At 56.9% G+C, this 25,686-nt stretch carries 30 protein-coding genes; 19 read left to right on the top strand and 11 right to left on the bottom strand.

Annotation, left to right across the window (positions count from 1 at the left end; all coding sequences use genetic code 11):
- Positions 1 to 83: 83 nt before the first annotated feature.
- The gene (locus tag AC2FND_RS12870; RefSeq protein ID WP_209599221.1) at positions 84 to 551 is read left to right on the top strand and encodes an Hsp20 family protein; all 468 of its coding nucleotides are present in this window, start codon (positions 84 to 86) and stop codon (positions 549 to 551) included.
- 170 nt (positions 552 to 721) lie between these two features.
- Positions 722 to 1,648, top strand: a complete 927-nt coding sequence (locus AC2FND_RS12875; RefSeq protein ID WP_496770142.1) for a DMT family transporter — start codon at positions 722 to 724, stop codon at positions 1,646 to 1,648.
- A gap of 168 nt (positions 1,649 to 1,816) precedes the next feature.
- Here AC2FND_RS12875 and AC2FND_RS12880 read toward each other — a convergent pair whose 3' ends face one another.
- Positions 1,817 to 3,292: an NAD-dependent succinate-semialdehyde dehydrogenase gene (locus AC2FND_RS12880; RefSeq protein WP_496770143.1), complete on the bottom strand. Its 1,476-nt coding sequence runs from the start codon at positions 3,290 to 3,292 to the stop codon at positions 1,817 to 1,819.
- 286 nt (positions 3,293 to 3,578) lie between these two features.
- On the opposite strand from AC2FND_RS12880, the gene AC2FND_RS12885 reads away from it, so the two are divergent.
- From AC2FND_RS12885 to AC2FND_RS12920, 8 genes are read left to right on the top strand one after another with little or no spacing between them, the layout of a single operon-like run.
- Positions 3,579 to 4,658, top strand: coding sequence for a hypothetical protein (locus AC2FND_RS12885; protein ID WP_496770145.1), 1,080 nt, complete (start codon positions 3,579 to 3,581; stop codon positions 4,656 to 4,658).
- 19 nt (positions 4,659 to 4,677) lie between these two features.
- Positions 4,678 to 5,055, top strand: a complete 378-nt coding sequence (locus AC2FND_RS12890) for a hypothetical protein (protein WP_496770147.1) — start codon at positions 4,678 to 4,680, stop codon at positions 5,053 to 5,055.
- A complete protein-coding gene (locus AC2FND_RS12895) occupies positions 5,048 to 6,166 on the top strand; it encodes a hypothetical protein (protein WP_496770149.1) in 1,119 nt (372 codons plus the stop codon). The genes AC2FND_RS12890 and AC2FND_RS12895 overlap by 8 nt, the downstream gene beginning before the upstream one ends.
- Before the next feature lie 55 nt (positions 6,167 to 6,221).
- On the top strand, positions 6,222 to 8,156 hold the full coding sequence (locus tag AC2FND_RS12900; protein WP_496770150.1) for an AAA family ATPase: 1,935 nt from the start codon (positions 6,222 to 6,224) through the stop codon (positions 8,154 to 8,156).
- Positions 8,157 to 8,159: 3 nt separating this feature from the next.
- Positions 8,160 to 8,567: a hypothetical protein gene (locus tag AC2FND_RS12905; RefSeq protein WP_496770152.1), complete on the top strand. Its 408-nt coding sequence runs from the start codon at positions 8,160 to 8,162 to the stop codon at positions 8,565 to 8,567.
- A complete protein-coding gene (locus AC2FND_RS12910; protein ID WP_496770153.1) occupies positions 8,564 to 9,901 on the top strand; it encodes a DUF6638 family protein in 1,338 nt (445 codons plus the stop codon). Before AC2FND_RS12905 ends, AC2FND_RS12910 begins: the two co-directional genes overlap by 4 nt.
- Before the next feature lies 1 nt (position 9,902).
- Positions 9,903 to 10,169: a hypothetical protein gene (locus tag AC2FND_RS12915; RefSeq protein ID WP_209599214.1), complete on the top strand. Its 267-nt coding sequence runs from the start codon at positions 9,903 to 9,905 to the stop codon at positions 10,167 to 10,169.
- Positions 10,170 to 10,179: 10 nt separating this feature from the next.
- Positions 10,180 to 10,824 (top strand): DUF1523 family protein, encoded by a 645-nt coding sequence (locus AC2FND_RS12920; protein WP_209507219.1) that lies wholly within the window; start codon positions 10,180 to 10,182, stop codon positions 10,822 to 10,824.
- Positions 10,825 to 10,877: 53 nt separating this feature from the next.
- Here AC2FND_RS12920 and AC2FND_RS12925 read toward each other — a convergent pair whose 3' ends face one another.
- The 6 genes from AC2FND_RS12925 to AC2FND_RS12950 form a co-directional block, all read right to left on the bottom strand.
- The gene (locus AC2FND_RS12925) at positions 10,878 to 11,972 is read right to left on the bottom strand and encodes a flagellar basal body P-ring protein FlgI (RefSeq protein WP_496770154.1); all 1,095 of its coding nucleotides are present in this window, start codon (positions 11,970 to 11,972) and stop codon (positions 10,878 to 10,880) included.
- Complete coding sequence (locus tag AC2FND_RS12930; RefSeq protein WP_496770156.1) at positions 11,969 to 12,976, bottom strand: flagellin; 1,008 nt, start codon at positions 12,974 to 12,976, stop codon at positions 11,969 to 11,971. Before AC2FND_RS12930 ends, AC2FND_RS12925 begins: the two co-directional genes overlap by 4 nt.
- A gap of 2 nt (positions 12,977 to 12,978) precedes the next feature.
- A complete protein-coding gene (gene flgK / locus AC2FND_RS12935) occupies positions 12,979 to 14,430 on the bottom strand; it encodes a flagellar hook-associated protein FlgK (RefSeq protein ID WP_496770157.1) in 1,452 nt (483 codons plus the stop codon).
- Between the two features lie 33 nt (positions 14,431 to 14,463).
- The gene (locus AC2FND_RS12940) at positions 14,464 to 15,759 is read right to left on the bottom strand and encodes a flagellar hook protein FlgE (protein ID WP_480520039.1); all 1,296 of its coding nucleotides are present in this window, start codon (positions 15,757 to 15,759) and stop codon (positions 14,464 to 14,466) included.
- A gap of 91 nt (positions 15,760 to 15,850) precedes the next feature.
- A complete protein-coding gene (locus tag AC2FND_RS12945) occupies positions 15,851 to 16,690 on the bottom strand; it encodes a flagellar motor protein MotB (protein WP_496770159.1) in 840 nt (279 codons plus the stop codon).
- 88 nt (positions 16,691 to 16,778) lie between these two features.
- Positions 16,779 to 18,116 carry a FliI/YscN family ATPase gene (locus AC2FND_RS12950; protein ID WP_496770161.1) on the bottom strand — a complete coding sequence of 446 codons (1,338 nt, stop codon included), beginning with the start codon at positions 18,114 to 18,116 and terminating at the stop codon, positions 16,779 to 16,781.
- Between the two features lie 87 nt (positions 18,117 to 18,203).
- Between AC2FND_RS12950 and AC2FND_RS12955 the strand changes: the two genes are divergently transcribed.
- The 9 genes from AC2FND_RS12955 to AC2FND_RS12995 are packed head-to-tail and all read left to right on the top strand — an operon-like array spanning position 18,204 to position 22,742.
- On the top strand, positions 18,204 to 18,590 hold the full coding sequence (locus tag AC2FND_RS12955; protein ID WP_496770162.1) for a FlgB family protein: 387 nt from the start codon (positions 18,204 to 18,206) through the stop codon (positions 18,588 to 18,590).
- A 12-nt stretch (positions 18,591 to 18,602) separates the two neighbouring features.
- Complete coding sequence (gene flgC / locus AC2FND_RS12960; protein ID WP_480520033.1) at positions 18,603 to 18,989, top strand: flagellar basal body rod protein FlgC; 387 nt, start codon at positions 18,603 to 18,605, stop codon at positions 18,987 to 18,989.
- 11 nt (positions 18,990 to 19,000) lie between these two features.
- On the top strand, positions 19,001 to 19,291 hold the full coding sequence (gene fliE, locus AC2FND_RS12965) for a flagellar hook-basal body complex protein FliE (protein ID WP_480773976.1): 291 nt from the start codon (positions 19,001 to 19,003) through the stop codon (positions 19,289 to 19,291).
- A 4-nt stretch (positions 19,292 to 19,295) separates the two neighbouring features.
- Positions 19,296 to 19,568: a flagellar biosynthetic protein FliQ gene (locus AC2FND_RS12970; RefSeq protein ID WP_496770163.1), complete on the top strand. Its 273-nt coding sequence runs from the start codon at positions 19,296 to 19,298 to the stop codon at positions 19,566 to 19,568.
- Complete coding sequence (locus AC2FND_RS12975) at positions 19,568 to 20,278, top strand: flagellar hook-basal body complex protein (RefSeq protein ID WP_496770165.1); 711 nt, start codon at positions 19,568 to 19,570, stop codon at positions 20,276 to 20,278. The genes AC2FND_RS12970 and AC2FND_RS12975 overlap by 1 nt, the downstream gene beginning before the upstream one ends.
- A gap of 21 nt (positions 20,279 to 20,299) precedes the next feature.
- Positions 20,300 to 21,085, top strand: a complete 786-nt coding sequence (gene flgG, locus AC2FND_RS12980) for a flagellar basal-body rod protein FlgG (RefSeq protein ID WP_496770167.1) — start codon at positions 20,300 to 20,302, stop codon at positions 21,083 to 21,085.
- Positions 21,085 to 21,501, top strand: a complete 417-nt coding sequence (gene flgA, locus AC2FND_RS12985) for a flagellar basal body P-ring formation chaperone FlgA (protein ID WP_480507276.1) — start codon at positions 21,085 to 21,087, stop codon at positions 21,499 to 21,501. Before flgG ends, flgA begins: the two co-directional genes overlap by 1 nt.
- Positions 21,501 to 22,232 (top strand): flagellar basal body L-ring protein FlgH, encoded by a 732-nt coding sequence (gene flgH / locus AC2FND_RS12990; protein WP_496770168.1) that lies wholly within the window; start codon positions 21,501 to 21,503, stop codon positions 22,230 to 22,232. Before flgA ends, flgH begins: the two co-directional genes overlap by 1 nt.
- A gap of 9 nt (positions 22,233 to 22,241) precedes the next feature.
- A complete protein-coding gene (locus AC2FND_RS12995; protein WP_496770170.1) occupies positions 22,242 to 22,742 on the top strand; it encodes a flagellar basal body-associated protein FliL in 501 nt (166 codons plus the stop codon).
- A gap of 34 nt (positions 22,743 to 22,776) precedes the next feature.
- Here AC2FND_RS12995 and AC2FND_RS13000 read toward each other — a convergent pair whose 3' ends face one another.
- The 4 genes from AC2FND_RS13000 to AC2FND_RS13015 form a co-directional block, all read right to left on the bottom strand.
- A complete protein-coding gene (locus tag AC2FND_RS13000) occupies positions 22,777 to 23,160 on the bottom strand; it encodes a hypothetical protein (RefSeq protein ID WP_496770171.1) in 384 nt (127 codons plus the stop codon).
- Positions 23,157 to 24,245: an EscU/YscU/HrcU family type III secretion system export apparatus switch protein gene (locus AC2FND_RS13005; RefSeq protein ID WP_496770173.1), complete on the bottom strand. Its 1,089-nt coding sequence runs from the start codon at positions 24,243 to 24,245 to the stop codon at positions 23,157 to 23,159. The genes AC2FND_RS13000 and AC2FND_RS13005 overlap by 4 nt, the downstream gene beginning before the upstream one ends.
- On the bottom strand, positions 24,242 to 25,015 hold the full coding sequence (locus AC2FND_RS13010) for a flagellar biosynthetic protein FliR (RefSeq protein WP_496770174.1): 774 nt from the start codon (positions 25,013 to 25,015) through the stop codon (positions 24,242 to 24,244). Before AC2FND_RS13010 ends, AC2FND_RS13005 begins: the two co-directional genes overlap by 4 nt.
- Positions 25,012 to 25,686: FHIPEP family type III secretion protein (locus AC2FND_RS13015; RefSeq protein ID WP_496770175.1), on the bottom strand; the 675-nt coding region annotated here is incomplete at its 5' end. The genes AC2FND_RS13015 and AC2FND_RS13010, both read right to left, overlap by 4 nt.

Raw genomic sequence — 25,686 nt, forward strand, 5'->3', positions numbered from 1 at the left:
GCCACAACGGGGTCCGTCATTAACATTGGTCCGTCCAGCCGGAGGGCCAGATCGTGAATCGCTCAAGACTGAGGATATGACACATGCGTACATTTGATTTTGCACCGCTGCACCGCGCCACCATTGGCTTTGACCAGATCGCCGACATGATGGATCGCGTTCTGACCAATGATGTGGCACAGCCAAGCTATCCGCCTTACAACATCGAAAAAACCGATGTCGACACGTACCGTATCTCGGTGGCCGTCGCCGGTTTTTCGGAAAGCGACCTGTCCGTTGAAGTGAAAGAAAACTCGCTGGTTGTTGCCGGTAAGAAGGCATCCGAGGACAAGAGCCGCAGCTACCTGCATCGCGGCATCGCAACCCGCGCGTTCGAGCGTCGTTTTGCGCTGGCCGATCACGTCCGTGTCACCGGCGCAAGCCATGAAAACGGAATGCTGAACATCGACCTGAAGCGAGAAGTGCCCGAGGCCCTGAAACCGCGCCGGATCGAAATTACCTCGGCTAAAGCCATCGAAAAAGATGTGGTTGACGCCAAGGCCGTGAACTGAGGCTTTGAAAGCCTAGCGGCAGTCTCCTCCTCCCGAACTGCCGCAACACCCGCGCCCCGCGTTCCTCCAGACGCGGGGCGTTGTTTTTTGATGTAAGCGCCTTTTCACATCAAAGCGTCGGCCCGGTAAACTCGGCTACACTCACCGCGAACCTGTGCTAGAACTTGCAGATGTCGACGTCATCCGCGCAGACCAGACCGGCCATTCCGCAACCGCTTGCGGTTGTTGGCGTTCTTTTTGCTTCAATCTGTTTCGGGCTTGTTCCCTATTTTAGCAGGGGGCTGACTGAGCAGGGCGTTGCACCTTTCGCTGTTGCATTCTACCGTTACATCGTTCCGGCGGTTTTGTTACTGCCAGTTCTCGTCGTACATCGAAAAGCCTGGCGCGAGATTTGTTGGGGTCTTGCGGTCGGAGTGGTGATGGGGCTTGGCTGGATTGGATATGTCACAGCCTTAAAGACACTGCCCGCATCGACGGTGGGCGTGCTGTATATGACATATCCGGTTTTCACGTTGATCATTGCGTGGGCTTTGTTCGCCGATACTCCCACAAGGCGCGCGTTTCTTGCGTCTGGCCTCATCATTCTGGCTGCCATCATAGCCGGCTCGCCAGCATCCGTTCCGGTCGAGCACATTCCTACGCTTTTAATCTCGCTGGCGGCGCCATTTGGTTTTGGCTTCGGGATTTCTGTTCTGGTCCACAGGTTGTCCAGAATTGCGCCACTTGCACGTATCGCCTCGGTGTCGCTGGGATCGGTTCTTGGGCTTTTGCCTTTGATGCTGAGTGCAGACGTTTCCACGCTGCTTCCTGACGGTCAGTCCGATTGGGTTCTGATCATTGGAATTGGATTGGTCACGGCGCTTGTGCCGCAGCTTGTCTACACGATCTGTTCGCCGCTGATCGGCGCTTCTCAAACTGCAGTTGTCGGAAGCATTGAATTGCCCACGATGTTTGCAGTCGGGTTCTTTGCGTTTGGAGAAGCAATCACTACTGCGCAAGCCATAGCCTGTGCTTTGGTTTTAGGAGCGATTGCAATCACCAGAAGTCGGGTGACGCGCACCGTAACGACCGTGATAGCCAAAGAGGAGAAGACGTAAGTTTGGGATCGGATCGGGCCTATAGAAAAGTCCCCACGAAGCTTGCCCGCAGGGAATTCATGTTTGGTGAAATAAGCTCATTGCCCAGCCGTCAATGATCCGATTGACCAGAACAACGCCTCGCCCGTGGGCAGAATGGCCACCGCCCCAAGGCGATGGCCCCCCAGATCAGACCGACATGCAGACGTATTTCATCTCAAGATAGTCTTCCATGCCGTGGTGGCTGCCTTCGCGGCCCAGACCAGATTGCTTGACGCCGCCGAACGGGCCCAACTCGGTCGAGATGATGCCGGTGTTCACGCCGACAATGCCATATTCCAGCGCCTCGGCCACTTTGTAGACGCGGCTCAGATCCTTAGCATAGAAATACGAGGCTAGGCCAAAGATCGTGTCATTCGCCATTGCGATCACGTCATCTTCATTCTCGAACTTGAACAGCGGTGCCAGCGGGCCAAAGGTTTCGTCCTGCGCCACCATCATGTCCTGAGTCACGCCGGTCACGATGGTCGGCTGAAAGAACGTACCGCCCAGATCGTGAGGCAAGCCGCCGGTCAGAACAGCGCCGCCCTTGTCCGTGACATCCTTGATATGCTCTTCCACCTTGGCGATCGCATCGGCATTGATGAGCGGGCCGGTTGTGGTGCCCTCGGCCAGACCGTCGCCGATTTTCAGGGCTTCTACCGCCGCTTTCAGTTTGGCAGCGAACGCATCGTAAACGCCGGCCTGTACATAGATGCGGTTGGCGCAGACACAGGTCTGGCCGTTATTGCGGAATTTGCACAGCATCGCGCCTTCGACCGCAGCATCCAGATCGGCGTCATCAAACACGATAAAGGGTGCATTGCCGCCCAGTTCCATCGAGCATTTCATGACCTGATCAGCTGCTTGCCGCAACAGGATACGCCCCACCTCGGTCGAGCCGGTGAAGGTCAGCTTGCGTACACCGGGGTTTTCGCAGAACTCCTTGCCGATCTCGCTGGACTGAGATGAAGGCACTACGTTGAACACACCAGCTGGCACACCGGCTTGTTCCGCCAGAAGCGCCAGAACCAGCGCGGACAGTGGTGTTTCTGCCGCCGGGCGGGCAACAAAGGCACACCCCGCCGCCAGCGCCGGTCCTGCCTTGCGGGTGATCATGGCGTTGGGGAAGTTCCAGGGTGTGATCGAAGCCGCCACGCCAATGGGCTGTTTCAGCACCATGATCCGTTTGTCGCGCTGATGCCCCGGGATGGTCTCGCCATACACTCGCTTGGCTTCTTCACCGAAGAACTCGATGAAGGACGCGCCATAGCCGATTTCGCCGATGGCCTCAGCCAGTGGTTTCCCCTGTTCTGCGGTCAGGATCTTGCCCAGATCTTCGGCGTTCTCCATCATCAGGTCGAACCAGCGCCGCAGGATCACCGCACGTTCCTTGCCGGTCAGCTTGGCCCATTCCTTTTGCGCGGCTTCGGCCTGTGCAATTGCTCCGGCAACCTGCGCCCGGCTGACATCGGCCACTTTGGCCACCACATCGCCCCGGGCCGGGTTGGTCACGTCGAAAGTTCCGTTGTCACCATTCACCCACTGACCACCGATATAGGCTTTGGTTACAAGCAAGTCAGGATTCTTCAGAATTGATTTCAGATCGGTCGTTGCGTCCAGCATGTCATTCTCCGCGCAGAAATTGAGTTGCCGCACCCAATCAGGTGTTGAAGGCTTTGTCTATGTCCACCGATGCGTGCCGATCAGCCCAGTTTTGATCAAATTATTTTCTGACCCAATCGTTGCAGCATAGTCGCATGGTTGAGTTCTACGTCAGGTTGCGATCACGCGGCTTTCCTTTCCACCCCAAGTTTGCCAGAGTTTGCGTGATTTTTGGATTCAAGGGGATGTAAATGACCGTAACATTCCCTATCTTATTGGGTAATTAAAGAAAAAAAGGACAGCAGAGATGTCGAACCAGCAATTCGAAGCGCTTATCAAAGAAACGCAAACGAAAGTGCGCGAAAGCCAGTCGCAGATCGAGGGGCTGACCTCGCGCATCGAAGCCGCGCGGGCCAAGATTGGAACGGCCGAGGCCGATATCGACATCGAAAATGCCACGCTCGAGGACGTGCACGCCCACACTGAGGTGATGAACGCCAACATCGCCGAGCTGATCATGGGTCTGGACGATGTCACCAGCGCCTTTTCCAAAGATTTCGACGAAATGCGCTCGAAATCCGGGTGGGAGACGTTTGTCGGCATCTTCTCGAAAGGTAAATCCGAGTCGCTGCGGCAGGAGCGGATGCGCACGGCCAATATCGACGACAAGTTGCAGGACCTGATCGCCAAATCCGATGTGATCGTGAAGCTGTTGCAAGGGCAGCTGACCGTGCTGGAAGAGCAACGCGTAAAGGTCGAGGACAACCTAAGCGGTACGCTGGACGATCGCGAGGCAACCGTGGCCGAACTGGAAGCGCTGCGGGCCGAGATTCAGGGCATGGACCCGGCAATTATCACGCTGGAAAACAAGATCAGTGTTGAACAGGACGCCGCCGCGCGCACCCAGCTGGAAACCAAACTGGCCGAGCTGAACAAGCAATACAACGCCAAGGTTCAGGAAGAGCAGGTCAAGCTGGCCAAATCGCAGACACTGGAGCGTTATATCGAAAAGGGCAAGACCTGGGTCGATTCACTCCAGAACCAGGCGGCGACGCAGATGGTGCTGATCAACAAGCTGCAGACAGACACGCAGCAGCGCGTGGTGCTGTATGACGCCCTGACCAAATCGCTGAAAACGGCACAGCAGCAGGACGTGGCCCACCGCATCAACGAGATCGGCGTGCAGACCGACCAAGAGGCGCAAACCGCCATGGCCGCAATCGGCACCGCGACCAACCAGAAGATGGCCGACATGCTTGAGGCGCACGAGGACCACATGGTCTTTGCCCGCGACGTGCTGGAGAAGAAGGCCAAGGCGGATGAACGCTTTGCCCGCCGGTTTGCCTCGATTGTCGAGAAGCATGATAAGAATTTGTACGGGGGTTGAGCGGGGGGTCGGACCTAACATGAAAACAACGACTCTATTGCTCACAACGGTCTTATCGCTAACGGCGCTAACCTGCTTGATCATTGGTTTCGCGACCTTCCAGTCTGCGGGAAGGGTCAATTGGCAACTCATTCAGATGGTGTCTGCCATCGGGCTCGGAACACCGATTTTAGCATGGCTTTGGGTCTGGATATTCAATGTGTTCTTATCACTCAGTCTCTGGGTGTTCTGGAAGTATCTGAGCTTGTTCCAATGGATATCGGGCGTCAAACTTGGAACTTGGTTTGGCAAACAAATCCTCGGCGATCCAATGGCTGAGCACAGCCCAAGAGGTAGATGGCCTTTCTTGCATCGCGAAGTAGCGCGAGCATTGGAAGCCAGAGAAGCGCATGACTAACCCCACCCAAGACCATGTCGGCCTGACAGACACCTTCGCCTCGCGCCGCTATTTCCGCAAATTCGAGGTGATCACCGTCCATCTCCTGCGCGTGGCCGCGACGATGGAGGCTGAGGGCGCGATCAGCAAGCAAGAGGTGCGGATCGTGTCGCGCTACCTCTCTGGGCTGCTCTACACCTTCCGCGCGCTCAGCATGAAATACCTGCTGGTCGGGCGCGATACGGGGCGGTTCTTTGGCAGCCTCGCCATGGACAAGCGCGACAGCGGGTTTCCGGTGGCGGCCGAGTTGCTGACCATGGCCAATGACGCGCAGCAGGCGCAGGTGCATCTGGCGAATATGCCATCCGAGGATGACCTGAAAACCGAGATGGTGCGGACGATCATCAGCGATCAGCAGATTCCCACCAAACTGCAATTCGCGCTGTCTCAAAGGCTCTATTACGAGGAACTGCTGAAAGGTCAGCTGTTCTGGGCCCGCAATGATCCCGAATGCCACTGGATCGGGAATGAGGGCGAGCGGCGCAAGTTCATGATCCACTGGGCGGTCTATGACAGTCAGGTCAACCTGCCCGTCATCTATCTGATGCAGCTGGAGGACACAGGCAAAACCGCCCTGCCCAAGGATCAACGCCGCTGGCCCGAGGTACAGGCGCATCTGATGGCGCAATCCTTGGGCGGGCTGAAACTGGTGACCATCGCCAAGGGCTTTGATCAGGATTTCGACGACCTGCACCCCAAACACCTGCGTCGCATCCATGTGGGGCCGATGTATTCCTCGGCGTTTACCGAACAATCCGGCCCCTTGCGGCAGGTGTTGGAGGATGCGCAATCTCCGCAAGGACAGGATTGGGCGCTGGCCTGGACCACCGAAGAGCTGCACAGCGAAGAGGTCATCGAGGAGCGCGCCGGCTGGTTTTCAACTGTCGAGCGCGAGGTCTTTGCGCTGGATCCTTTCGGCGGGCAGGGGGCCGAGACCGGGGCCACCCGTACCCAACGGTCGATCATCCTGCCACAGCGCCCGTTTCAGGTGCTGGCCGAACGCAACCCGCCGGGTTTTGCCGATGTGCGCAAGTTCGTCGTCAGCAATACGGGGCAGGTTTTGAGGTACTAATTTTCGCCTTCGGCGAGAGTATTTTTGAAAAGATGAAGCAAGGGCGGTTTTTGAGATGAGTTTGACGTCAGATCAGATGGAATTGCGCGAAGACGACATTCGCAAGCATTATCCGGCAGCGACCGCTTTGCTGAACGGGTTCGAACACGCGCCGCGGATCGCCAAAGCCGTGGAATCCAACGTTGAACGCTCACCAGGTGTTTCGACTGGTCGGCGGTTTCGCTCGACGACACCGGGGTTGGTGACACGCCGGACCGTGCGCGCAGACGGGGTGCATCTGGTTGAGAGGATCGAAGCCTCGGACGATGGTGATGCTTTGGTCTCACCGCCGCAAGCGACGGCTCAACAGGCGATCCGCCGCGCCATCGCAATCGCTCTGGCCGTGGCCGATACTTATGCGGAACAGACCCCGTTGGCCGATCTGAAACGCGCGAACCTGGCCGGAGATCTGCCCGCCGCGCGGAAGACCGAGTTTTCAGAGGTTCTGACAGCCGAAGCGCTGATCTCGTTACACACGTTCGGCAACGCGCTGGCCTATCTGATGTCTTCGCATCTGGGTGAGACCACGGTTGATATTGGTGAGATCGAAGAGGTCCTGACAGACAATGGCCAACTTGCCCTGCACGGCGCGCTGTGGGAGCTGGACCAGACGCTGGCCAAACACGCCTCGGACGATGCCCATCTGATCGCCGCCGCCAGTGCCTATGCCGAGCAACTGATGGAGAAGTCAGCCCTGCGCGCCCAGTCCGCAGGCCATCTGGCCCCGTTCCAGAATGCCGCCTGGCATATCGAGGCGGATGACCTGACGATCCGCGGGTTCGAGCCCGCCTCCAAGGCCAAATCCACCACCCTGACCATGACGTTCAAGAAACCAAACGAAGTGGTCGGCAACCATATCGCCAAATATCAGGCGATGAAGCTTGCCAAGATGGTGATGGCCTATGATTTCGACCGCCGCCTGAACCCGTTTGCGGAACTTGGCGGGTTCATCTTTACCTTCATGGGTGACGGAAAGCCGGGCACCGGCAAGACCACGCTGATCCAGATGATGGCCGGGCTGATCAACGAGTATTGCCAGAACGCGGGCTATCCGTTCCGCTATCAGAACCTGAGCACCGACAATATCGACAGCTATCAGGGCAAATCCGGCCAGAACGCCAAGGCGTTTATCAACACGATCATCGACCCCTCGGTCATCGGCTTTGGCACCATCGACGATATCGACCAGCTGGCGGGTAAGCGCGGTGACCGGCAGTCGTCAGCCGGGCAGTTGGAAATCACCGCCGTGCTGATGGAGAGCTTTGCGGGCGCCAACACCGTCGTGCGCGGCAACTGCACCTTTGGTATGTTCTCGAACTACCCCGAGAACGTGGACGACGCCCTGCGCCAGCGGGCGGGCGCGCGGTTTCTGGTGGACGGGCCGCAAACGCGTGAGGATTACATCGATATCCTGCACCTGCTGATGGGCCGCAATCACGACATCCCTCTGGGCGAACACGAGGCTTACGCCGCGCAGGAGATCAAAAAGGCCGTCGCCGCAAGTTTCGAAAGCCATTCCCGCCCGCATGAGGATGCTTTGTTGCAGGTCTATGACCGGGTCTCGGGCGAGATCGGTCAGATGGACACAATTGCCAAGCTGGGCACCTACCTCAAGGCGATCCAACAGGCGGATGAGCGCTTTACCGGTCGCGCGATCAAGAACATCACCGACGCGGTCAAGGTCCGCGCGATGGATTTCGAACTGCCCGATGAGTGGATGGAAACCCCCGACCTGTTCCTGTTCCGCGACTACGATACGAAGAGAGCGATGATCGAGGACCTGCGCCAGCCGATCACGGTCGAGATGGTGATACAAGAGGTCAACCGCTATGCCGACAGCGAGTTCCGCTATGCCGACAAGAGCGACGAGGTCGCCATCGAAAACGCGGTGCGTGAGATGGGCCGGATGGAAGAGGCCAAGCGGCGGTATCTTGAAGGGAAGGCCGACTAGATAATGGTGTTTCTGATCTCGATAATTGCTGGCTCCAGTTTCGCACTGGGTTGGATTGCTTCTCCTAGAATTGTGCTATTTTTTTTGGCAGTTTTAGTTGCGCCAATATTCAACGCCGTCCTTATTCCGATGGCTCTGTTTGAGTTATGGGGCGTTCTTTCAACCGGGCAACTAGGGGCAGGAAACGGCTATCTTCTAGTGTACAAATTTAGTTTGCTTGCCTTCCCCAGTCTCTTTTTTGTTTCGATACTGCTTTCTTCGGGAATGTGCCTATTGGCATTGTTTGCTCGGCAAAGAAAGGATGCAGCAATACCCGACGCTAGTGACACTTTGGCTAGAATAAAAATACAAAGGACGCATATGCAAGAAAGCTCGCCAAGTAGCGTTGCTGATCACGGGCCTGCAAAATGATCCGCCTCATCAAAAAAGGCCTGATGTTCGGCAACCTCGTCCACATCTCCAGCCCGGCCTTAGTCGAGCGGTATAACCGCGCGCTGCAGCATCTGGCAGGCAAGACCACGGCGCTGACGGATTTTCATGTCGATATCTCGGGCTATTCGCCGGAGGTGGGGATTGAGCTGGAGGACGAGCTCTACCTCAACCCCAATGGGGTCAACCGGCAGTTCATCCTGCTGACGACCGAGCAGAAACGCGCGCCTTTGCTGAACGTCAAATTCTCGACCTCGCGCGATATCCTGCGCGAATTCATCGAGATGAACGAGGCGCAGTTGTTTGCCCTGACCGCCACTGATGCGGTGGCCGGAGAGCTGGTGAACTCGGTCTTCAAGCTCAGCAGTCCCCGTGATTTGTTTAATCTGCGCAAAATCGAGATTGAGGCCGACACCGCAGGCGGCACCTTGCGCAAGGCGCAGCAATTGGCGGGTATGGTCGAACGCTTCAAAACCGCCGAGGACGCCTGGTTCGACGATGTGCTGATCGCCAGGATGATCGAGACCGCCAAGGAGACCGGCGACGTTACGCGCAACCCCGTCCATCTGCGTCACACGGATTTTGAGCAACGCAACTTCTGGACGGCGCATTTCGGCGGGCTGTACCTGTTCCCGGACCTGGATCACCCGGCGGCGATCTGTATGGGTGACAAGCCTGACGATTTGCCGATCAAATACGTTTTTGACCCGTCGCAGCGGAACCAGGTTGCAAAGTTTCTGGATTACAATGATCTGGTCGAACCCATCGTCAAGGCGCGCGGCGTGGATGCCGCCGCGATCCTGCAGCAGAAGATGGATTTCCTGACCGTCGACGCGGCGGCGGATGCGGATGTCGACCTGACCGGGCTGGACCGAAGCGACATGCGGCGGTTGGCGCGCAATCACTCGGATCGCTTGCCCGAAGCCTATCACGGCCTTGCGCAACTGCTGCGCTGGGCAAGCGACGGGGGGCCGTGGCCGCGTATCACGTCGGATCATCCGGCTTATTTCTACACTTTGCGCGCCGCTGACACGTCGAACCGTGATCTGGTGAACATGCTGCTGGCCGAATTGGCCCCGCTGGATCCACGCCAGATGTTCATCTGCCACAAAGAGCTGTTCTATAGCACCTATTCCAGATGGCCCGAGAGCAAGAAAGCCTATGTTGCCGACTTCCTCGCGCGCGAGTATCAGGTGGACAAGCAAGGGGCCCGTGCCGCGCTGTTCGGCCATGAGCCGGATATGAGCGGTGAAGACCGGGTCAGCGATGACATAATCGCGCGGGTCGGTCCGTGGGGTTCGGTAAGGAAAGGCTGAAATGTTCGGGTTATTGCGCCTTTTGCTGATCTTGTTGGTGATCCAGACGATCGCCTATGTCGCGCTGTCTTTCTACTCGCGCGGGATACGCCGTCGTAAACTGGAAAGCTGGTGGGACGAAAAGGGCAAGACGGGCAATAAGGACGCCTTTGTCGAACGCGGGTTGCATGTGTATGACAATTCGTTCCGGCGCAAACTGATCCTGGGTGTCTATATTGTGCCATGGGTGGCGATTGGCGCGCTGATCTACATCGTGAATTACATGTGAGGGTTTAGGCATGGCCTATGTGAAATGGGCGTTCATTATCATTTTCTGGGGTACGATTGCCGTGATCCTGCAATATTCTCTGCCCCAGCATGACATTGTGCGCATCGTAAACACCTACGAAGAGCGACAGGATCTGAACGACTGGACGCGGATTTTCTGGTCTGAACCCGAAGACCAATCCACCAGCCTGTCCAACCGGGATGTGCAATTCATCCAGGCCGTGCGCGAAAATGGCAAGCCGATCGTGTACCGAAACGAAGACACCGGGTGGGGGTGGCCACCTTATTTCAAGTTCGACACAGCGAACCTTTACACTGAAGCCAATGATGCGAAATCGACCAAAGAAAACCCGAAATGGGTGGTCGTAACTCATTACGGATGGCGAAACGAGTTCATGTCGATCTTCCCCAACGCCATTTTCATCAAACATGTGGAAGGGCCGGATGTGCAGGTCATTCCCTGGTTCAACATCATTTTCCTGACAATTTTTGCCGCGCTGGTCTGGGCGGTTTGGGTGCGCTGGCGCAGGTTCCGAAAGGCCCGAATTGATCCGATGATCGAGAATGTGGAAGACGGCTTTTATGCGGCTGGTGACGCGATTGAAGAACGCCGAAACAGATTTCAGCGCTGGCTGGACAGCTGGAAATCGAAATAGGCCTTAACGTCACGGGCGTGTTTGTGGCACGCCCGTTGGACCAAAGATATCGGCTACCTGACAACAAATTCTGCGTGCAAGGCGCCCGCCGCTTTGATGGTTTTCAAGATATCGATCATATCCTGGGGCGATACCCCCAGCGCATTCAGACCTGCGACAACCTCGGACAGGGTCGTTGCTTCGGGGATTTCGGCAAGGCCGGTTCCTTCTTCCTCTTCGATCCCTGCAATAGTGCGCGGAACGACCACTGTTTCGCCCTTGGCAAACGGATTGGGTTGCACGGCAATCGGTGCTTCCTGAACCGTCAGGGTCAGATTACCCTGAGAGACAGCCACACGCGATATCCGGACTTCCTGCCCCATTACGATGGTGCCAGACCGCTGATCGACCACCACACGCGCCTTTGCTTCCGGCTCGACCAGAATATTCTCGATACGCCCAACGGCATGGGCCGTCGACACTGCCTGAGTTGCAGCAATGTTGAGTTCAACCGTGCCTGAATCGCGCATGATTGCCACAGCTCTGTTGAACTCGGTGTTTATGGCGAATTCGATTCGCGCGGCGGTGGTGAAATCGGGTTCCTTCAACGCAAGGCGCATTTGGGTCAAAGTTGACAAGTCGAACTCAATTTCACGCTCAACACGCGCGCCGGACGGGATCACACCCGAGGTTGGCACCCCACGCACGACCGACGCGGCCTCTCCTTCAGCGGAAACGCCACCTGCAAGGATTGTGCCTTGTGCAACCGCATAGATTTGCCCGTCTGCTGCGTTCAGCGGGGTCATAACCAGTGTCCCACCTAACAAGCTGTTTGAATCGCCTATCGCCGAAACCGTTACATCGATTTGGCCGCCGACTCTGGCAAAAGGCGGCAGACTGGCCGTCACCAGAACGGCTGCCACATTCTTTGGCCGGAAATCCTCGCCCGTTACGTTGACACCCAAACGCTCCAGGATGTTGGACATGATCTCTTCGGTGAAAGGGGAGTTGCGCAATCCGTCACCGGTTCCGTTCAAACCGACAACCAGGCCATAACCAACAAGATCATTACCTCGGACACCGTCGAAATCGACGAGGTCCTTGAGGCGGATTGCCCCCGCCCAGGCCATACCGGGGAGAAGTATCAGGAGAAGTATCAGCACCCTCATCTCAGGAAATTCACCAGCGAAAGGTTCGCATTGCGAACGGTTACCGAATAGAGACTTTCCAACTGAAACTGCACCGTTTGCAATTTCGCCGCTGTTTCATAAGGATCGACCGCGATCAGTTCGTTCCGGCTGAATTCCAGACTGGTTCGGGCCATCGAATTTCGCGTAGCGGCTTGTTCGATGCGGGCTTCGGCGCTGCCGACCTGAGCCCGCAGGTTTACCGTGGCATCCTGTGCGTTGGCCAGATCGACGCCCAGCTGCGTGAACAGGGCGGTGCGCTGGTCGGAAGAAAGAGCCAACGTATTGTCGGTGGCTAATGCTGCTACCGCAACATCCCTCAGGGCTGCCTTGAATGCCGGGTCGGTTGCCGTGAGTGGCAGCGCGACACTTTCATTTTCCGAGATCTGCATAGGAGAGAGCGTAGTGCTCGCACCCTGATAAATCATGGCGTCAAACCCGGCGGGGCTATTGAACCATGTGTCGGCAGCCAGGCGTATGTCGGCGACGGTCACGGCCCCCGTCAGTTGTGTCTTCAACGCAGCCAACAGCGTGTCGGTCGAGGGCAGTGGCGAGACATCCGTGGCCGTACCCGAAAACAGACTGCGTCCACCAACTCGGGTGTTCAGCGCCGATACCATCGTGTCGAGCTCATTCCTGGCATGATCTGATGCCTGTGCATGATTTACAGGCTGATTGGCTGTTCCGTAGGCCAACAGAGACGCGGTCATTTCGCCAACAGAATCTCCAAATGTCTTCAGGCTCAACTGCATGGCATCCGTGAACAGGGCCGCTTCGGCTGTGGCGATGCCAAAGGCGTCGAGCCTGGCAAGCGAGCGGTCCAGATCCAGGATCTGAGAGTAATCTCCACCAAGTCGGCCAGAAATGTCCTGCACTTTGCCGGTGGACATCTCGTAAGAGAGGGTTTCAATCTGTGTTTTGATTTCAGTAGCGCGGGTGCGAAGGGTCATACCGCGCGCCAGATCGCCGATAGCAGTCAAGTTCATGCTCATAACCTCAAAAGCGTTTCCATAAGCTCATCGACGACCGAGATGACGCGTGCGTTTGCTGCGTATGTCTGTTCAATCTGCATGAGGCGCTGTAATTCCTGATCCGTATCGACGCCTTGTTCGGCCTCAATCTGTGACATTTGTTGTTGGCTGTTGCTGGCAAAAGCCTTCCGCTGCTCCGCAGCGTGAGATTGCGCCCCGGCTTTCGACATAAGCGCCTCGGTCAACTCGGCGGCGCGCATGTTTCCAGTGCCAAACAGCCCGCCAGGTACGGCGCGCGCGTCATTCAGAATGGCACCGAAAGCACGCAGTTGCGACGCTTGCCCGGGATCGCCCGGTGTTGCGGCACCCAGCCCCGCGCGGAGCTTCCAGCTGTCGCCGCTGTTGTCGGGGTCCGCAACCGAATTCAGCGAAATGCGCGATGACAGCCCGACAAAGGTAGTCGGGTCGAACCGATTTCCGTTATCTGTGAACAGACCGGGATCTGTCGCAAGTGCTGTGGGATCCAAGCCTGGCGTTTCAAATCGTTCGAAAAGATCGCGGGCAACGGTATCAAGCTGCAACTGTGCTTCAACAGTCAATTCATCACGGACCAAAAACTGGGCTGCCAATGCGCCACCGCGGATTTGCGCAGTGTCCCCGCTGGTGCGCACCGGATTGCCGTTCATAGCCAATCCGGACAACAGACCATTTGCGACCGTCATGTGGGGTTTCGTCTCACCGGTCGTGGAAAAGGTGAACTCGGACGCTTTGCCTTCCAGAAGTATCAACCCGCCGTCTGAATAGAGGGATACCTGATCGTTGGCACGTGGAACAACGTTGACCGGGATCAAAGTATTGACCTGATCGATCAGGACTTGCCGTTGATCCAGCAAGGCCCCGATATCGCCGCCTGAATTTTGAATGGCCGGAATCTTTGCGTTCAGAACTTCGATATCTTTCAGAACCAGGTTCAGGCTTTCGATCTGAGCGCCTATCTTGCGGTCCGCGTCCGAGCGTGCCTGTCGCACGCCCTCAGAAGCCGCATTCAGCTCTGCCGCAAGATCGCGCGCCGCGCGCGCCACTTGATCAAATCTTTCGATCGAGTCGGGGAGACTGGCTGCGGTGATGAAGCTGTTTTCCAAGGAAGACATACGGCTGGCAAGGGATGGCGTGCTGTCTACTGTTCCCACAAAGCTTTCGAACCGTGAACGGAAATCCGAAATGGTGGATTGAAAGGCAAGCTCGGCGTCTGACGACCGTCTGTTGGCCGTCAGAACCGGATCCTGATGCCGGGTTACCCCAACCGTACGCACGCCATTGCCAGATATGGGACTTGTCGCCAGTTCAAGGGACCTGCGCGCATAGCCCGGTGTCAGGGCATTCGCGATATTCCCCGAGACCACAGCTGCCCCGCGACTGGCCGCTGTCAGCCCACCCAATGCGTTATTGAGTGCCGTCGACATATTCATGAGGCCGCTCCTTTCCTTTGGTCAGCGACTGGATCAGCGCTTCAAGTTAGTCGTTTCCTGAAGCATCTCGTCCACCGTCTGGATCACCGTGGCACTGGATGAATAGGCGCGTTGTGTCTGGATCAGAGATGTCAGCTCGGTTGCCACATCCGTGGTGGATTCTTCGCGTGCGAAGGAAACGATATCACCGGTTGGGCCTTCGCCCGCGTTCCACAGAAAGAACGTGCCGCTTTCGCGGGAAGGCGCGTATGTTTGACTGTCCAGCGCTGTCAGGCCGTTAGGATTGGGAACATCGGCCAGCGGGATCTGGAACATTCGGCGGCTGACGCCGGTATCGTAGAATGCATAGACATAGCCACTTTCATCGACCTGAACGCTGGTCATCGTACCAACGGCAGAACCGTCCCGCGTGATTGAAACCGGAGCGAATGTATCGGATAGCTGAGTAATACCATCGGCATCGCCGATCAGCCCGATATTGACCTCCATCGGGCCGCCAGCGACGTTGACCATGACGCTGCCGGTTGCCGGATCGTAAGCGCCGCCGGTTACAGGGGCGACGCTGGCCAGTGTGCCACCGGCTGTTCGATTGTCGGTAAACGTCAAAGTATATTCCCCGATAACCGCGCCACCGGATGCCGAATCGCGCAGAACCATGGTCCATTCATTGCTGCTGCCAGTTGCCGGAACGGTCGGGATCAGTTGAATATCAATACTTTCGGATTTCCCGAGGTTGTCGAAATACTCGACTGACAAAGGTTGTGTATCGCCCGGCGCACCCGCATCTGTTGCCGTTGCGGGAAGGTTCATACGCAGGTTCATCTTTGTCGTTGGGGCACCGGACAACTGATTGACGCTCAACTGAATTGGTTCAAGCGCGGCGGGCGTGTCGCGTGGAACGGGCGGGATGGATCCGTCTGCCGCAGCACGCCATCCCAATAGAACTAGACCGGATTCGGTCACCAGGTATCCTTCGTCGTTGGTCCGGAAGGATCCCGTGGTCGTCAACAACATCTCGTTCGAATTTGCTCCGACCTGCGAGCTGGATCGTACCGGCAACATGCCGCGCCCACGAACTGCCAAATCGGTAGAGTTGCTGGTTGTCACCAGTGATCCGCGCTGATCAATCAGGCGCTGGCTGGTCGTGCGAACGCCCCCTGCCGAATAACTGCCACCCTGGCCAGACGTGACCATAGAATGAAAGTCAGTTTCCACCCGTTTGTATCCGTAGGTGGAAGAGTTTGCGATGTTGTCGGAAATCGTGGCCAGCCTGTTGGCGTTGGCCTTCAACGCCGCCACACCGGCATTCAGCGAAGAGGAAATGGTCATTGGCCCGCCTTTCTGTTGCGTCAAGCTTTGATGCAACAGGTAACGCGCTGCCCCTTAACAGCGCGCTAACAGGTAAAATGCGTTCTATCCTTTAGGGTCGACGCAGAAATATCACTTCGATTCTGTTGTTCCGAACCGCCATCGGATTGTCGGTGAAGAGTTTTCGGTCAGCATGACCTGTGACGCGATCCATTCGGCTTGCCGCCACGCCTTTGTCCTGTAACAGCTGGCGGACTGATTGCGCCCGGGCAGTGGACAGATCCCAGGCGGTATTGCGAACCTGCACAACAGGAGATGCGCTGACATGGCCTGTGACAGCAATCGGGTTGGTCACCAGATCCGAAGAGCGCGCTATGATCAAAGCAAGCGCCCGCATGATCCCATTTGGTTTTTCGGAACCGGTTTCGAACAGTGGCTGGGTGTCCGTATCGAATAGCTCAACGACAAATCCTTCGTCGGTGACGCGTGTCACGATATGCCTGAGAAGCTTATCCGACACCTCACTTTCACCGTTTCGCCCCAAAAGCCGAGCTTCAAGCGTCGAGAAGTCTTCGGCGTCACCTTTGCCACCACCGTTGGCATCCAAACCGGTTGACCCGCGCGCCTGACGGGATTCAGTTGCGTGTTTGGTGCTGGCCCCGGCACCATCCCGCAGCAATGTCTTTTCCGACAACATACTGTCGCCGCCAAAGGCACCATCTCCGCCGCCGGATTCGGGGCTCAGGGGGATTGTGGGGGCGAAGTAATCCGCCAGCCCTTTGCGTTGCTGTTCAGTTGTCGCGTTCAGCAGCCACATCAACATGAAGAAGGCCATCATGGCCGTGACAAAGTCGGCATATGCAACTTTCCACGCCCCACCGTGGTGACCATCACCACCCGATACACGCTTCTTCTTGATGATGATTGGCGCCGCATTGGTCTGCGCACCCATCTCCACCACCTATGTTATCACCCGACTATCTGCCTAGCAGCGCAGGTCTTAAGGTGGCCTTAATACTTAAAACTGTTCAGAGTTCCGCCTAGCGTGGCAAGCTGATCGATGCACGGCGCAGTATCAATGACAGGCGATCAAAACTGTTTTCGATTCCCTCAGACTCCGGTTTGGCGAAAAAGGCGTCCAGTTCCTCATGGACGCGAACGGCCTGATCCAGCAGCGGATCAGACCCTTCGGCGTACAGCCCGGCCTTGATCATTACTTCGGACTGCTCGTAACTGCCCACGAGTTTTCGGGTTTCGGTGATCATCTGGTTCTCGGCCTCTGATGCGGCTCCCGGCAGGCTCCGCGACACAGATCTGCTGACGTCAATGGCCGGGAAACGCCCCCGTTCGGCGATGTCACGGCTGAGCACAATGTGCCCGTCCAAAACGCCGCGCAGAATGTCGGCGATGGGTTCATCCATGTCCGAACCGGCCACCAAAACGCTGAACACTGAGGTAATATCCCCCTGCTCCTGCGTTCCGGGACCTGCGCGTTCGCAAAGACTGGCAATCAGGGGTGTGACAGAGGGTGGATATCCCCGCAAAGACGGCGACTCCCCCATAGAAACGGCAATTTCACGATGCGCCTCGGCGAAGCGGGTCACAGAATCAGCAAGAAAAAGAACGTTCAGACCCAGATCCCGCAGATACTCAGCCGTCGACATGGCCGACCAGGCACACCGCCTGCGCGCCAATGCTGACTGGTCAGAGGTGGCGGCCACCACGATTGTGCGTTTCATGGCTTCGGGACCAATGGCCTGCGCGACAAATTCATTCACCTCGCGTCCGCGCTCGCCAATCAACGCGACTACGACGACGTCGGTCTGCATGGACCGGGCCAGTGTGGAAAGCAGGGTCGATTTTCCAACACCCGATCCGGCAAACAACCCCACCCGTTGCCCGCGCACGATGGGCAACACAGTGTTGAGAACCGACAAGCCGGTGGCCATCCTCTGCCCCAAGGGTTTGCGCGTCACGGCTGGTGGAGGGGCCTCCATGATATCGCGCGTTTGCGATCCGCTCAGCAACGGTTTTCCATCCAAGGACCTGCCAAAGGGGTCGATTACACGTCCAAGCCAGTGCAATCCCGGTGCAAAATCCGGTGAAGGGTCAAGGTAGACGCGATCCCCCAGGCTGACCCCATCGGGGGCCGCATTGGGAAGCATTTTGATATGGTCGGCACTGACATGAAGCACCTCACCCGCAAGATCGGACCCCACGCGCCGCCGCAATGTCAGCAAATCCCCGACCCGGGCTTGCGTGTTCAAACCACCGATTTCGATCAGACCCTGCGCGACACCGGTGACGAGTCCCACGTGACGGACTGCGGTCATCCTGTCGAGTTCGTGTTTCAGAAGTACCGGGTCGAGATCAGACATCGTGGAGTCTCCAACTGAGTGCTGAAAACGGTTTTTAAAGGAATCGGGGTTAAGCCTTGATTGAAATTGATCGAGGGAGAAGCCCCGATGTTCTATGACCTGAACGTCTTTAAGACAGCGTACGCAATGGCAACCCATGCCGGGCAACGGCAGGCGATCATTGCGCGCAACATGGCCAATGCCGATACGCCGGGCTATCAGCCGCGCGATATCGAGGCCTTTCAGAAAGCTTTCGAAACCACCGGGCATGAAGTGACCATGGACGCCACGCGGCCGGGCCATCTGCATGGCAGTATCGGTGCGCAAAACTGGGCTGAGGTTGAAGCTGTCCCATCAGGTGATCCCAATGGCAATGGTGTGTCGCTTGAGGAAGAGATGCTTAAATCGGTCGAGGTCAAACGACAGCACGACCGAGCGCTGGCGATCTACAAATCCTCAATGGACATTCTGCGCACCAGTTTGGGTCGCGGATAAGGGGCGGCAGGTATGAGCGATTTTTCCCATTCCCTTGCTGCGTCAGCCAGTGCTTTGCGCGCGCAATCCGCGCGGTTGCGGCATGTGTCCGAAAACATCTCGAACGCGGACACGCCCGGCTATCGGCGCAAAACCGTACCGTTTGAAACCGTGCAGAAAAACGGTGGGGACATGGTGCAGGCTGGCCGTGTGACGCTTGACCAGCGTTCGCTGAGCCGCATCTACGACCCCGGTCATCCGTTGGCAGATGAAAGTGGTCACTACCAAGGCTCAAACGTCGATTTGATGATTGAAATCGCGGACGCGCGGGAAGCCCAGCGCAGTTATGAGGCCAACCTAAAGATGTTTGATCAGACGCGGCAGATGTCGTCGTCGCTGATGGAATTGCTCAGAAAATAAGGACAGCCAGAATGGATATCCGATCACTGAACGCCGCGCAGAATTATGCCGGCGCACGCTCTGCCACACAGGCCGATCCCGATCATGGCGGGGCGGCACAAGGATTGAGGGCGACCTTTCAGGACTTTGCAGCCACGCTGAGACACAGCGAACAGATATCTCAGTCTGCGATGGTCGGTCAGGCTGATCCCCATGCACTGGTTCAGGCGCTGGCCCAGACCGAACTGGCGGTAGAAACCGCAGTGATCGTCCGCAACAAAGTGGTCGAAGCCTATCAGGAAATCCTAAGAATGCCGGTCTGACCCGATGCTCAGCGAGGGGCTTTTTTATGACATCGTTCGTCAGGCGTTATGGGTTGCGGTCATCACATCCGTCCCGATCCTTGCCGTGGCTCTGGTTTCTGGCCTGGTTGTCGGTCTGTTCCAGGCGCTGACCTCGATTCAAGAGATGACCCTGACTTTCGTTCCCAAGTTGATCGCCATTGTCGTCGTGTTCTGGATTTCGATGGGGTTCATGACTCAGACCTTTGTTACGTTTTTTACCGGAACGCTTGTTCCCTTGATTGCTGGAGGCCGCTGATGGACACGGCTTACGTCACCTTGTCACGTCAGTCCGGGCTGATGAGTGAAATGCGGCTGGTGGCGAATAACATCGCAAATGCCAACACGACCGGATATCGCCAGCAGGGGCTGGTGTTTTCGGAATACGTGCGGGACATTCCGAACAATCCGTCTCTCTCCATGAGCCGGGCCGAGGCGCGCAACACGTCACTGCAACAAGGCGTGCTTACGGAAACCGGAGGGCAGTTTGATTTCGCCCTCGAAGGGGAGGGGTTTTTCATGGTTGAAACCCCGGATGGCAACCGGCTGACGCGTGCGGGCAGCTTCTTGCCAAATGCCGAAGGCGATCTGGTTGCGATGGATGGTGCGCGTGTTCTGGATGCCAACGGTGCCCCGGTCTTTATCCCGCCCGATGCAGCTTCGATTGATGTCGGCAGTGATGGAACGTTGAGTGTCAACGGCCAATTTCTGGGCCAGTTGGGCGTTTTCAATGTCGCTGATCCGCAGGAGCTAATACGCGAAGGAAATACACGGTTTCGTGCCAATGGTGCGATAGACCCGGTTGATGAACCCGTTGTTTTGCATCGCTTTCTCGAAGGTTCAAACGTCAACGCCATTCAGCAGGTGACCCGCTTGGTGGAAATCCAGCGCGCCTATGAGCTGGGACAAAGCTTTCTTGACAGCGAAGACGAACGCGTGCGCGGGGCGCTCAAGGCGCTTATGCGCTGAACGGTAAAAGGAGAGTTTGACATGCGAGCCCTGAAAATTGCCGCCACCGGAATGACCGCGCAACAGATGCGGGTCGAAACGATTTCGAACAACCTGGCAAACATGAACACCACCGGCTACAACGCCCGCCGGGCCGAATTTGCCGATTTGCATTATCAACAGATGGCGCGCGCCGGAACCGTAAACGCCTCGGACGGAACAGTATTGCCGACGGGTATTCAATTTGGTCTGGGCGTGCGGCCCGCAGCTGTTACCGTGCAACTGGAACAAGGTGCTTTGTCAGCCACCGGCAGTGATCTTGACGTGGCGATCGAGGGGCGCGGATATCTGGAAGTCACGCTGCCCAGCGGTCAGTCCGCGTATACGCGTGACGGCAGCCTCAAGCGGTCGGCAGAGGGTCTCATTGTCACCTCCGACGGTTATGCGGTTTCGCCGGAACTCACCGTTCCCGACGACGCACGGTCAATTTCGATCAATGCCGCTGGCGAGGTCTATGCTTATTTCGACGACTCTCCCGAGGGGCAGTTGCTGGGTGAGTTTGTCCTTGCCAGCTTTTCGAACGCCAAGGGGCTGGAAGCCATTGGCAGCAATCTGTTCAAGGAGACCGAGGCGTCGGGTGCCCAGGTGCTGGGAACTCCGGGAAGTGATGGGCTGGGCACATTGCGGCAGGGCTATCTGGAAGACAGCTCGGTCGATGCAGTGCGCGAGGTAACCGAACTTATCGAGGCGCAGCGCGGCTATGAGATGAATGCCAAGGTGATCTCAGCTGTGGATCAAATGATGAGCGCGACAACGCAGGTGCGATGATGCGAGGACTCGGCATATATTTGGCACTACTGGCTCCAATCGCAGCACAGGCTGACATTGTGGTCCCAACTCGCACGATCCGGGCCAAGGAGATCATTTCTGCAACTGATTTGAAAACAAGCTCGACGGATGTCCCCGGTGCGGTGACTGACCCTAATCTTCTGATCGGGCAAGAGGCGCGGGTGGCACTGTATCCCGGCAGGCCGGTCCGAGAAATTGATGTACGCCCCCCCGCCATCGTTGACCGCAACGATCTGGTCGTCCTGATATTCGACCGCCAAGCCTTGTCGATAACTGCGGAAGGCCGCGCCTTGGGGCGTGGCGCTGCTGGGGATCGCATCCGGGTCATGAACCTGTCGTCCAGAACAACTGTAACCGGCCAAATCCGCGCGGATGGCCAAGTCGAGGTTAAGTGATGACCGGACTGTCGAAAACTCTCCTTCTCATAGCTTTGTCTTTGGCCGCGTGTGGTCGTCTGGATCATCTTGGCAAGCCCCCGAGTTTTACACCAAACGAAGAATCTCCCGAGCAGGTTGCCATGCTGTGGCCGGGTCTGCCCTTGCACACGCAACCACAACGCACCGTTGACCGCTCATCTCTCTGGAGCGGAGGGCAGCAATCGTTGCTGGGCGACCAGCGGGCGATCAAGAAAGGTGACATTCTGACAGTGGTCATCGAGCTGGATGAAAAAGCTGAGATATCAAACAACACCAGACGGTCCAGATCAGGCTCGGAAAACCTTGAGATTCCTGGCCTCTTTGGTTTGCCTCAGCGCGCGCAGAAACACTTATCTGACGGGGCTTCGCTGGATGATGCCGTGTCAATCGAAGCGGATTCCTCAAGTTCCGGGCGGGGATCTGTGAGGCGAAACGAGAAACTGACACTGCGTGTCGCCGCGACGGTCCTGGATGTTCTGCCGAACGGGGTTCTTTCGATATCCGGCTCGCAGGAATTGCGGGTCAATTTTGAACTGCGCGAGCTTTTGGTAGCCGGGTATGTGCGCCCTCAGGATATCTCACGTCAAAACGAAGTTACCTACGACAAGATCGCCTCGGCGCGGGTGTCTTATGGTGGAAGAGGTCAGATTACGGATGTTCAGCAACCCCGATATGGCCAACAAGTTCTTGATTCACTCTTGCCGTTCTGAGGTGCGACCGTGATAGCAAAACTGGTTCCAGTCGGTTTCCTGATTGTTGGCCTGGGTGCGGGTGTCGGTGCCGGGCTGTTTTTGTCACCTTCGGGCAAGCCCGACAAAACAACCGCCGAAAAAGAAGTGGCAAAAGAAGAGAAAGCCGATCACGGGAAGTCTGAAAAGTCCAAGGAAAAAAAGCCCGCCTATGCGTACTTAAAGTTGACCAAGCATTTTGTCGTTCCGGTGGTTGCGGACGACGAAATCGAGGCGATGGTCACTTTGTCCCTCAGCCTTGAGGCGAACACAGCAATTGAAGAAACGTTTTATTCCATTGAACCCAAGCTGCGGGATGGCTTTCTTCAGGTTCTGTTTGATCACGCAAATACCGGGGGTTTTGATGGGACGTTCACCGAATCCCGAAATCTGGATGTCTTGCGTAAGTCCCTGTTGGAAGAGGCAAAAAAAGAACTGGGTGAAGATGTTTCAAAAGTGCTGATCATGAGCGTGAACCGTCAAGATACCTGACGAAGTTCGCTTCACGGTGCGGATCCGGCCAGCATTAACGGGTTTGCTTTCGGGCAACGGCCTGCCGATGGCTTTTCAGCTGCTGCTCTCGCAGGGTTGCGACGGCTTGTTTGCGTCCAAAAGCAATTCTGAGCGCCTCCATACCGGCAAGTTTCTGAGCGCGCGTTTGGGCAAGTCGCATGTTCAACGCGCGGCGCGTGGCAGATTCCCAGCCACGCCAAAGAATGTCGCCCCCCGATATCTGATATCCTTCAGTCAAACCGCTGGCTTTGCGCATCTGGTCAAGCTGATGATCCAGTTTCGCCAATTGGTGCTGAATTCTGACCTCGGCCTCGAGGATCGGGCGGAGTGTCTGAAATTGCTTCTGGAAAGCGACGTCGGCTATTTTTTCCAGCCCGTTTAACTGAGTGTCTTTCATCGGATCTGCTCCTTTGCACGTTTCCGCATCGCTTCGGCGAACCTGATTGCAGCGGCAACGGGGCGATAATGCTCTTCGGCGATCTCCTGCCCGATGTTGACAGTTGCGTGAAGCGCACGCGCCGTCGGAGGGTCCGAGTGTATAGGAACGCCAGCCTGACCCGCAGCAGAACGGATGGAAGAGGCCACTGCATCCGCACCCTTGGCGACACAAACAGGAGCACTGCCTGTAGCCCTCGACCATTTCAGCGCAACGGCAAAATGGGTGGGATTTACGATGACAACATCCGCGCCCGGAACATCTGCCATCATCTGGCTCGAGGCGATCTCCTGTGCACGTTGACGGCGGTGTTGCTTTACATACGGGTCGCCTTCAGCGTCCTTAGTTTCATCCTGGAGCTCTTTACGCGACATGCGGTTCTTGCGCATGTGCTCGGCGTATTGCCACAGAAAGTCGATAACGCCGATGCACAGGGCGATGGCAACCACAATGAACAGGAAGCGAAACAACAGGTTCATCATCAGCAGTATGGATGACGTTGCCGGGGCCGCGCTGGCAGACAGAATTTCGGCCAGGTTCGACTTGATGAAAAGTGCGAGGCACAGGCTGTAGATCGCCAGTTTGGTTGTACTCTTGGCAAACTCGAACAAACCACCGCGCCCGAACTTGTTTTTGGCATTCGAAACAAGGGATATCCGCGAAAGCTTTGGCTTCAGTTTGCTGGGGGCGAACACCAGCGTGCGCTGAGCAATCAGGTTTAACAGAACGGCCACCGCTGGCAGGCAGAATAACAAGGCAATGGGTGGCAATGCGCTACTCAGAATTTCGGCAACCGTTGCTGCCGCAGGTCCGGTTTTCAGAAGGTTCGCGATCTGGTCGGATTGGTCCATAAGGACCATGAACAGAGTTCCCAATTGCGCGACCGCGTACTGCCCTGCCGCCAACAATGCGATCAGCAGTCCGGTATATGCCGCGACTACCGACAAGTCGTTGGACTTGGGAACTTCACCCTTTTCACGGGCTTTCTGGAGCTTTTGCGGCGTCGGCTCGTATGACTTGTCGCTGTCGTCATCGGCGCCGCTCATCGCTGGTCTCCGATCGGGTTCATGAAGAAGGCAAACAGCGCGTCCGACCAAACAGAGAGGATCAATGGTGCACCCGCAAACAGCAGAAACAGCCCTGCAAATGTTATTGCTGGCGCGCCCACAAAGGCAACCATCAGTTGCGGCATGGCCCGGTTGATGACCCCAAGTGCGAGGTTGTAGATCAACGAGGCGATGACGAATGGCGTTGCCAGCGAGAAGGCCAACACAAAGCTGCGTGAGATTTGTTGCACACCCCAATGGGACAAATCCGGCGCGCTTGGTGCTAACCCCATGGGGAACAAGGTATAACTCTGGATCAAAAACTGCGCGGCCCGAACGTGCAAGCCCATGATGACGGCAAGCGTCAACCCCGCGATCGTTAGCAGATATCCCATCGCCGGAACAGGATCAGCGGCCGCCGCGCCAAGCAATTGTGACAACGACGTGGATTGTGCGGCGATAGATCCGGCTGTTTGCAGCGCCAAAACAAACAGCCGCAGCCCTGTTCCAAGCGCCAGCCCAATCAGGATTTCTGTCCCAACCAGCCGTCCCAGCGTCCACAGGCTGGGAGACAGGTCTATAGGTTGAGTTGCCTTAAAAACGATCAGGGTAAAGGCGACGGAAATCCCCAGTTTCATCCGTGTTGGAATGCTGCGTTCACCGAATGCGGGCAGCAGTGAAACCAAAGCTGAGACGCGCAGAAACACCGCAAAGGCCTGCCAGAGCGGTTCGGCCAGCTGCGTCAACAATTCTGGCGGCAACGCGATCACGCTGGAACAGTTCCTACCAGCGCGGGTTTGGCTTCCAATCCGATTTCCTCAAAGGACAGAACCGGGTTTGAAACGCCGCGCGCATACATGATCGTACGCAACAATCGGCGTCGCCGGGACGAGGTCACGACCGCAGGAAACAGACCGTTATCCGCAGATCTGGCGATGCTGCTGACCATGCCATCGGCCAGCTTGTTAAAAAGGTTAGGCGGTAGCGCGACATCCAACCCGGCACTGGGCGCGTCGACCTGGTAGGTGGTGAACGTTTCCTCCCATTCGGGGGCCAGTTGGATTAGCGGAATCGAGCCATCCTCACGCTTCATGTCTGCGACCAGTTGAAAGCCGAGACGCTGGCGAACCAATTCGCAGATGCCTTCAGGTTGGGTGGTTGTCAGCCGCGCTTCGGCCACGCTTTCGAGGATCAGAACCATGTTCCGGATCGAAACCCGTTCCTCCAGAAGCAGTCGCAGAACGGCGTGCAATGTGTCGATTGGCACTTTGTCGGGGATCAATTCATCCAGCAATTTGCGGTTTGCTTCAGCCCGAACTTGGTCGCTCAGACGAGTCATTTCGGTCAGCAGGCGGCGCAGGGATTTCAAGGTCAGCAGGCGTGAGAAGTTCTGTTTGATGATCTCAAGCAGGTGCGTGGCCAGAATCTCGGGCGGCGAGAC

The organism is Ruegeria sp. BHSB056 (assembly GCF_059613305.1).

What these genes read in the sequence shown, in the direction of transcription:
- AC2FND_RS12870 (WP_209599221.1), top strand. Translation starts at nt 84, where the DNA reads ATGCGTACATTTGATTTTGCACCGCTGCACCGCGCCACCATTGGCTTT.
- AC2FND_RS12875 (WP_496770142.1), top strand. Translation starts at nt 722, where the DNA reads ATGTCGACGTCATCCGCGCAGACCAGACCGGCCATTCCGCAACCGCTT.
- AC2FND_RS12880 (WP_496770143.1), bottom strand. Translation starts at nt 3,292, where the DNA reads ATGCTGGACGCAACGACCGATCTGAAATCAATTCTGAAGAATCCTGAC.
- AC2FND_RS12885 (WP_496770145.1), top strand. Translation starts at nt 3,579, where the DNA reads ATGTCGAACCAGCAATTCGAAGCGCTTATCAAAGAAACGCAAACGAAA.
- AC2FND_RS12890 (WP_496770147.1), top strand. Translation starts at nt 4,678, where the DNA reads ATGAAAACAACGACTCTATTGCTCACAACGGTCTTATCGCTAACGGCG.
- AC2FND_RS12895 (WP_496770149.1), top strand. Translation starts at nt 5,048, where the DNA reads ATGACTAACCCCACCCAAGACCATGTCGGCCTGACAGACACCTTCGCC.
- AC2FND_RS12900 (WP_496770150.1), top strand. Translation starts at nt 6,222, where the DNA reads ATGAGTTTGACGTCAGATCAGATGGAATTGCGCGAAGACGACATTCGC.
- AC2FND_RS12905 (WP_496770152.1), top strand. Translation starts at nt 8,160, where the DNA reads ATGGTGTTTCTGATCTCGATAATTGCTGGCTCCAGTTTCGCACTGGGT.
- AC2FND_RS12910 (WP_496770153.1), top strand. Translation starts at nt 8,564, where the DNA reads ATGATCCGCCTCATCAAAAAAGGCCTGATGTTCGGCAACCTCGTCCAC.
- AC2FND_RS12915 (WP_209599214.1), top strand. Translation starts at nt 9,903, where the DNA reads ATGTTCGGGTTATTGCGCCTTTTGCTGATCTTGTTGGTGATCCAGACG.
- AC2FND_RS12920 (WP_209507219.1), top strand. Translation starts at nt 10,180, where the DNA reads ATGGCCTATGTGAAATGGGCGTTCATTATCATTTTCTGGGGTACGATT.
- AC2FND_RS12925 (WP_496770154.1), bottom strand. Translation starts at nt 11,972, where the DNA reads ATGAGGGTGCTGATACTTCTCCTGATACTTCTCCCCGGTATGGCCTGG.
- AC2FND_RS12930 (WP_496770156.1), bottom strand. Translation starts at nt 12,976, where the DNA reads ATGAACTTGACTGCTATCGGCGATCTGGCGCGCGGTATGACCCTTCGC.
- flgK (WP_496770157.1), bottom strand. Translation starts at nt 14,430, where the DNA reads ATGAATATGTCGACGGCACTCAATAACGCATTGGGTGGGCTGACAGCG.
- AC2FND_RS12940 (WP_480520039.1), bottom strand. Translation starts at nt 15,759, where the DNA reads ATGACCATTTCCTCTTCGCTGAATGCCGGTGTGGCGGCGTTGAAGGCC.
- AC2FND_RS12945 (WP_496770159.1), bottom strand. Translation starts at nt 16,690, where the DNA reads ATGGGTGCGCAGACCAATGCGGCGCCAATCATCATCAAGAAGAAGCGT.
- AC2FND_RS12950 (WP_496770161.1), bottom strand. Translation starts at nt 18,116, where the DNA reads ATGTCTGATCTCGACCCGGTACTTCTGAAACACGAACTCGACAGGATG.
- AC2FND_RS12955 (WP_496770162.1), top strand. Translation starts at nt 18,204, where the DNA reads ATGTTCTATGACCTGAACGTCTTTAAGACAGCGTACGCAATGGCAACC.
- flgC (WP_480520033.1), top strand. Translation starts at nt 18,603, where the DNA reads ATGAGCGATTTTTCCCATTCCCTTGCTGCGTCAGCCAGTGCTTTGCGC.
- fliE (WP_480773976.1), top strand. Translation starts at nt 19,001, where the DNA reads ATGGATATCCGATCACTGAACGCCGCGCAGAATTATGCCGGCGCACGC.
- AC2FND_RS12970 (WP_496770163.1), top strand. Translation starts at nt 19,296, where the DNA reads ATGCTCAGCGAGGGGCTTTTTTATGACATCGTTCGTCAGGCGTTATGG.
- AC2FND_RS12975 (WP_496770165.1), top strand. Translation starts at nt 19,568, where the DNA reads ATGGACACGGCTTACGTCACCTTGTCACGTCAGTCCGGGCTGATGAGT.
- flgG (WP_496770167.1), top strand. Translation starts at nt 20,300, where the DNA reads ATGCGAGCCCTGAAAATTGCCGCCACCGGAATGACCGCGCAACAGATG.
- flgA (WP_480507276.1), top strand. Translation starts at nt 21,085, where the DNA reads ATGCGAGGACTCGGCATATATTTGGCACTACTGGCTCCAATCGCAGCA.
- flgH (WP_496770168.1), top strand. Translation starts at nt 21,501, where the DNA reads ATGACCGGACTGTCGAAAACTCTCCTTCTCATAGCTTTGTCTTTGGCC.
- AC2FND_RS13000 (WP_496770171.1), bottom strand. Translation starts at nt 23,160, where the DNA reads ATGAAAGACACTCAGTTAAACGGGCTGGAAAAAATAGCCGACGTCGCT.
- AC2FND_RS13005 (WP_496770173.1), bottom strand. Translation starts at nt 24,245, where the DNA reads ATGAGCGGCGCCGATGACGACAGCGACAAGTCATACGAGCCGACGCCG.